We start from the raw sequence: 5,992 nt of genomic DNA, 5'->3' as shown, positions 1-5,992 counted from the left end.
CTAGCACCATAGGCGCGGGTGATGGCTGCGACGCTTGATCGCCGCCAAGCCGTCGCAGCAGCTCCGGCAGCGCCTGCGCTTCCTCCAGCGTCTGCCAGTCGTATCCGGCAGACTCGCGCTGGACCCGATGAAGGGCGATGCGCTCCTTCATCTCCATGTCATAGGCTTGCGCCGTTGCAATGTAGCAGGCGCCAGGCGCGCGCGACATGCATAATCGCTCGGCAAAGCCGCTTTTCCCGCTGCGTGCCCCGCCAGTCACGAGCGCTTTCATCGCTGCGCGGCTCCCTGACCGTCCGATACGCCTGCATCGGCAAAGGTCGCCATTTCGCGCATAATGCGGCACGCCGCATCAATCAGGTGCAAGCTAAGCGCACCGCCTGTGCCCTCCCCGAGCCGCATGTCCAAATGAAGCATGGGCTCCAGCTTGAGCTGGCGGAGCACCGCCGCGTGCCCGCGCTCGTCCGAGGCATGCGAAGCAAGCATGTACGCAGCGCTTGCAGGCGCAAGTGCACGCGCTGCGAGGGCGGCTGCGCCTGAAATAAAGCCGTCCAACACGACTGGACAGCGATGTGCGGCTGCGCCGAGGATGACTCCTGCCAAGGCGGCAATCTCCAGACCGCCGACCTTAGTGAGTACGTCGAACGCATCATTTGCATCTGGCTGGTTCACGTCCAATGCGCGGCAGACAACCGATATTTTACGGGTAAGCCCAGCCATATCTACACCCGTCCCCCGGCCTACGATAACTTCCGGCTCCAGTCCGGTGAGAGCACATACGACCGCAGCGCTGGCTGTCGTATTCCCGATGCCCAGCTCTCCGGTAACGAATAGCCGTGTGCCACCTTTGACCGCTTCTGCTACGGCTTCAGCTCCGGCCAAAACCGCCTGTTCCGCTTCCGTACGCAGCATCGCTGGCCCTTTAGCTATATTCGAAGTACCCATGCGTACCTTACGGTCCACCAGATTCACGTGAGCGACATCCGCATTCACGCCAACATCTACCACCTTGACATCTGCGCCCGCATGGCGTGCCAGCACATTAATTGCCGCGCCACCTGACAGCATGTTATACAGCATTTGCTGTGTAACCTCAGCCGGAAAGGCACTGACTCCCTCTTCACACACCCCGTGATCCGCAGCCATGACCATAACCGTTTTACGATCAAATTCAGGCTTATCCACTCCTGTAATTCCTGCTAGCTGAATGGCCACACTTTCCAACTTTCCAAGACTTCCCGGTGGCTTTGTTAATTGGTCCAAATGAGCTGAAGCTGCCGAGGCCGCCACCCCATCCGGCTCGGCAATGCTATCGATCAGCTGACGCAGCTTGTTGTTCATACCTTCCACTCCCTGCTCTTTTTAAGTGTGTTTCATCGTTTATTTAATCTGCTGTATCCGAAGCACTCCTGCGCAGCAAGAGCTGCGGCACACCGCTATCGGGATGCGGAAGCATCACAGGCTCAACACCGTATACTCGTCGAATCCGATCCTCGGTTAATAACTTCGATGAAGCTCCCAATCCTTCAACCATTCCATCCTTGAGTACAAGCAAATCTTCGCAAAATTGGGCTGTCAAGTTAAGATCATGCAAGACCGCAATGATCGTCACACCCGTTTCTTGGCGCCAATCTGCCAGCAGTTCCATAAATTCAAGCTGATAGCGCAAGTCCAGATAGGTCGTAGGCTCGTCCAGCAGCAATATTCGTGGCTCCTGCACCATTACTTTTGCCAAAGCTACACGCTGTCGCTGTCCCCCACTCAAGCGGTCCAATGCTCTGTCCGCCAGCGTGGTAAGACCCAATCGCTCTAGCACGCGATCCGTGATCGCCTCCACATCAACACCCTTTTCCCTGCCTAGCCAGTCCTGATGAGGAAAACGTCCCATTTCTACGACTTCCCTGACGGTGTATCCCACTGGAGGAAGCCCTTCCTGTTGGAGTACGGCTATGAGTCGGGAAAGCTCTTTTCTGCTGTAGCTACCGACCTTTTTGCCATAGATATGCACGTTTCCCGAAGTTGGCTGATCTACACCGGAAAGCAAATGCAGCAAGGTGGATTTTCCACTGCCGTTCGGACCAATAATCCCCCACCAAGTTCCTTCGTCGACGCTCCAGCTTATATTCTTTAACGCATGGAACTCTCCATAGGCACGTGTCAGACCCGCTACCTCTAATGCCCGATCACGTACCTTCTGTGATTCACTTTGTTCTGTCACAGCAGTTCCCCCCTGCGCAGCTTCTTGTTCCGGTACAGGAGATATGCGAAGAACGGTGCCCCAACAAAGGCCGTCATCACGCCCAGAGGAATTTCCGTGGGGGCTAACAACGTGCGAGCCGCCGTATCTGCCCAAGCCATAAAAATAGCTCCACCGAGCGCAGATAATGGAACAATCATCCGGTAATCAGGACCTGTCAACAGACGAATGATATGCGGTACAACGAGCCCCACAAAGCCAATCACTCCACATACCGAGACAGCGGCTGCTGTCAGCAGCGTGGAAATGATCAGAACAGATAGCTTCGTCGCATCTACATGAACTCCCATGTGAGCCGCCTGACGTTCACCCAAAGCCAAAATATTCAGCACACGTGCCCGGTTCCATAGAAATACCAGTCCTATGACCACATAAGGTAAAAGGATTCCTGTATATGACCAACCGCGCAGGCTAAGACTTCCCATCGTCCAGTACAATATTTCATTGACCGTCTCCTTCGACATGGCTGTCAGAAAGGAAACAACCGCCCCCAGAAAGGATTGCATCACCACACCCGACAAAATGAGACTTTGTGTCGGAATTTTTCCACCTTCCCGTGCCAACGTCAGCACCATCCACAGCGTCAGCATTCCGGTCGTAAATGCCACTAGCGGCAGCGTCCATATGCCAACAAATGAAAATTGAAGGCCCCAATAAATCAGTACTGCCGCTCCTACCGAAGCCCCCGAGGATACCCCCAGTGTATACGGATCAGCCAAAGGATTACGCAGCACACCCTGAAATCCGGCTCCCGCCAGCGCCAGCGCTGCTCCTACCAACATTCCCAGTAACACTCGTGGCAATCTGACCTTCAAAATAATTTGCTCTGAGGATGTATTCCAATCCGGTGTAAACGTATCGCCTAACCATGGAAGGTGGTTAACCAGAATGCCCGTGATCTGGCTGACCGGAAGCTTGGCCGAGCCGATGCCAAGACAGAGCAGTAGCGTCAGTAACAGCAGGACAAGACCTGTTCCTCCAAAGCCGATCAGTTTACGGTTCATTTGAAAATTTCAGGATACACGCCCTTGGCCACTTCCTTGAGACCTTCCGTTACGCGTGGACCCGGACGACTAATCAAATTATCATCCACGGCAAATACCCGGTTGTGGCGAACAGCCGATATTTGATCCCATCCACTGCGAGCTTTAATGATTTCGCCGAGCGTTTGACCAGTTTTGTCGTCCTTGACACTTTTGCTGTACAAAATCACGTCAGGGTTCGCAGCAATAATATTTTCCTCACTAATTTGGTACCACCCCTTCTGCGTGGCACCTACATTTTCGCCGCCCGCTAACGTGATCAGCTCGTCCATAAACTCGCCTTTACCAACTGTCCAGCCTGGTGAAAACTCGACGTATACCCGCAGCTTCTGCCCTTTACCGATATTTTTAATTCCTTCTTTCACTTCAGCTACATCTGCTCTCATCTTGTCAGTCACCGCTCTCGCTTCTTTCTGATGATCGGTGATTTTCCCATACAATTCGATGTTAGCCATGACATCTTCAACTGTCTTCGGTTCCGTTTTAAAAATCATAATTCCCATATCGCGCAGCTTGGTCGTAGCCTGTTCACTAAGTGATATCCCTGCAAAAACGACTTCCGGGTTAGCAGCAATGATCGCCTCTTCGTTCGGTTTCATAATACCGCCCACTTTAGGCTTTTTCGTAGCTGCTTCTGGGTAATCAGAGTAGTCGGAGACACCGACAATTTCCTTATCCAGCCCGATGGCGAACAGCGCCTCGGTTTCTGCCGGGGAGACGGAAACGATTTTATCCGGCGCTTTTTTGAATGTAAATTCCTGTCCTGTTGCATCCTTAACTGTGAGTGGGTAAACTGTTTTGCCCGGAGGCTCTTGTGCGGTTACGGTCTGTCCCGGCTGCTGTGAAGAAGTCTGGTTCTCTTTATTTTCAGCATTTTTCCCATTAGCTCCACATGCACTCAGCACAACTGCCAAAATCAGAACCAATAGACCTGTTGTCCAAACCTTTATTTTTTTTCCTGCCATGATTTGCACCCCTTCATAAAAAAATCGTTAAGAGCGTTACTTGAACATCATCAGATATCTTCTAAATCCAGCCTTCTTTTCCTATCAAAAAAACCCCGCATCCTCATATCAGGACACAGGGGTCACGTTAGCGCAGATCGTGCGCAGGCGGCAGCTTCTTTCCGCATGGACAGTCACTGCGAACACGTCATCCTTTCCTCGAAGGATTATGGTGACAGGCGGACGGGCAGGTATCCTGACTTATGGTAAAATGCATGTCCTGAAATTCTTTCATATGCTTAGTAGCACATAAAGCAGGACTAACGGGCATGTTTCCATTTACAGTGGCGGGACCGCGCCGGACTCACACCGACTTCCCTTTTAACAGCGCAGGCAAGGGAAACCATAGTTTCATCACGCTGCGCCGACCTCGTCTGCTGGATATTTGATGTAGTGGTAGTCAAGCCGTTCTTTTACTTGATGATTATAGGTTAAAAAGAGGCGGCTTACAACCCAAACAGCCTCTTTATCCGCTGGTGTCTAACCTAATGAGGAAGCATTTCTGCTATGTAATTGTGCCGTCCTGCCAGCCTCAATTGAATCCTAAATGCTTCTCCCGGCTTCGGATTCAAACTCCAAAAATCATGGCCCGGTATCAGCATGCAAGCTAACTGACGAATTACGCCACCATGCGTAACGACCAAAACAGAGGGTGGCGCAGCAGTCAAATCCATGGGTTGAACTTCCATAGCAACACGCCATTCATACAGAGAGTCAAGAAATTTCCGTAGACGATTCACTAAATCTGCCCAAGACTCTCCTCCAGGAGGGGTTATCCGTTGCGGCTCATCAATCCAAGCGCGATACAACGACACATCCTTGAGCATGTCATACGTTTTTCCATCCCACTCACCAAAATGAAGCTCTCGCAGACGTGGTTCCATCATAGGAGACATAGTAGATAGGGAACCTCCAGACGTCAATTCTGATTCCGGCACAATGATCTGCAAGGTCTGGCGACATCGCATTAAATCGCTGCAATAGATTCGAGCAAAGGACTGCCCTTGCAATTTTTCTTGCAAAGGCTTTAATTCCTGCTCTGCTCCCGGTAGCAAACCTAAGTCGGAGTGTCCTAGATATCGACGTTCCTTGTTCCATAAGGTTGTGCCGTGACGAACTAACACGAGTTCCATGTCCCAATGCAGATCTTCTTTAGCATCATACGGCACCTTATCCTCCTGTGAGTTCGGACTTTGTGCGTATTCTACTGTCCTTTTTGCTGCTATATCTTGTTTCAAGATCATGTCACTTCCTGCTCGATCATTATTCAGTGTGTCACTCCTCACCGCACCCATCCCAAGGCAAAACAACCTGCGGCTCCTAACAAACACAATCCTACAAACATACTGGACACGGCGAACATCAGCTGGATCGTATGCCGTATATCTTTCGACTCTAGCGGTCGTATCCAATCGCCCATGTATGCACGAAAGGAGCGCACGCCATGATACACATTATAGCCTCCAAGACGAATCCCCAGTGCACCGGCAACAGCCGATTCCGGGAAGCCACTGTTCGGGCTTGGGTGCAGACGAGCGTCTCGCTTGACTGTGCGCCAGCTTCTTGCAGCATCTCGCTTGTACATCCACGCCGCTACCACAAGCATTGCCGCTGTCAGGCGTGCCGGAATGTAGTTAGCGACATCATCCAGACGTGCTGAAGCCCAGCCTAAATGCAGATACTTTTCATTT

At 51.8% G+C, this 5,992-nt stretch carries 7 protein-coding genes and 1 riboswitch; all 7 genes read right to left on the bottom strand.

Annotated elements, in window-relative coordinates; genetic code table 11:
- On the bottom strand, positions 1–271 hold a 271-nt coding region (locus tag GRP75_RS17360; RefSeq protein ID WP_202404190.1), incomplete at its 3' end, for a bifunctional adenosylcobinamide kinase/adenosylcobinamide-phosphate guanylyltransferase.
- Positions 268–1,338 carry a nicotinate-nucleotide--dimethylbenzimidazole phosphoribosyltransferase gene (gene cobT / locus GRP75_RS17355; RefSeq protein ID WP_160789905.1) on the bottom strand — a complete coding sequence of 357 codons (1,071 nt, stop codon included), beginning with the start codon at positions 1,336–1,338 and terminating at the stop codon, positions 268–270. The genes cobT and GRP75_RS17360, both read right to left, overlap by 4 nt.
- A gap of 43 nt (positions 1,339–1,381) precedes the next feature.
- Positions 1,382–2,215: an ABC transporter ATP-binding protein gene (locus GRP75_RS17350; RefSeq protein ID WP_053324912.1), complete on the bottom strand. Its 834-nt coding sequence runs from the start codon at positions 2,213–2,215 to the stop codon at positions 1,382–1,384.
- The gene (locus GRP75_RS17345) at positions 2,212–3,258 is read right to left on the bottom strand and encodes a FecCD family ABC transporter permease (RefSeq protein WP_160789904.1); all 1,047 of its coding nucleotides are present in this window, start codon (positions 3,256–3,258) and stop codon (positions 2,212–2,214) included. Before GRP75_RS17345 ends, GRP75_RS17350 begins: the two co-directional genes overlap by 4 nt.
- Positions 3,255–4,262 (bottom strand): ABC transporter substrate-binding protein, encoded by a 1,008-nt coding sequence (locus GRP75_RS17340; RefSeq protein WP_160789903.1) that lies wholly within the window; start codon positions 4,260–4,262, stop codon positions 3,255–3,257. Before GRP75_RS17340 ends, GRP75_RS17345 begins: the two co-directional genes overlap by 4 nt.
- Before the next feature lie 208 nt (positions 4,263–4,470).
- A riboswitch (cobalamin riboswitch) is annotated at positions 4,471–4,664 on the bottom strand.
- A gap of 122 nt (positions 4,665–4,786) precedes the next feature.
- Complete coding sequence (locus GRP75_RS17335; RefSeq protein ID WP_481856234.1) at positions 4,787–5,545, bottom strand: histidine phosphatase family protein; 759 nt, start codon at positions 5,543–5,545, stop codon at positions 4,787–4,789.
- A gap of 38 nt (positions 5,546–5,583) precedes the next feature.
- The coding region (locus GRP75_RS17330; RefSeq protein ID WP_202404189.1) for a cobalamin biosynthesis protein CobD/CbiB at positions 5,584–5,992 on the bottom strand (409 nt) is incomplete at its 5' end.

Source organism: Paenibacillus sp. OT2-17, from assembly GCF_009827695.1.
In the GTDB taxonomy this organism is placed as follows: domain Bacteria; phylum Bacillota; class Bacilli; order Paenibacillales; family Paenibacillaceae; genus Paenibacillus; species Paenibacillus polymyxa_B.
This window is presented reverse-complemented; position numbering and strand designations above follow the sequence as displayed.

What these genes read in the sequence shown, in the direction of transcription:
- cobT (WP_160789905.1), bottom strand. Translation starts at nt 1,338, where the DNA reads ATGAACAACAAGCTGCGTCAGCTGATCGATAGCATTGCCGAGCCGGAT.
- GRP75_RS17345 (WP_160789904.1), bottom strand. Translation starts at nt 3,258, where the DNA reads ATGAACCGTAAACTGATCGGCTTTGGAGGAACAGGTCTTGTCCTGCTG.
- GRP75_RS17340 (WP_160789903.1), bottom strand. Translation starts at nt 4,262, where the DNA reads ATGGCAGGAAAAAAAATAAAGGTTTGGACAACAGGTCTATTGGTTCTG.
- GRP75_RS17335 (WP_481856234.1), bottom strand. Translation starts at nt 5,545, where the DNA reads ATGATCTTGAAACAAGATATAGCAGCAAAAAGGACAGTAGAATACGCA.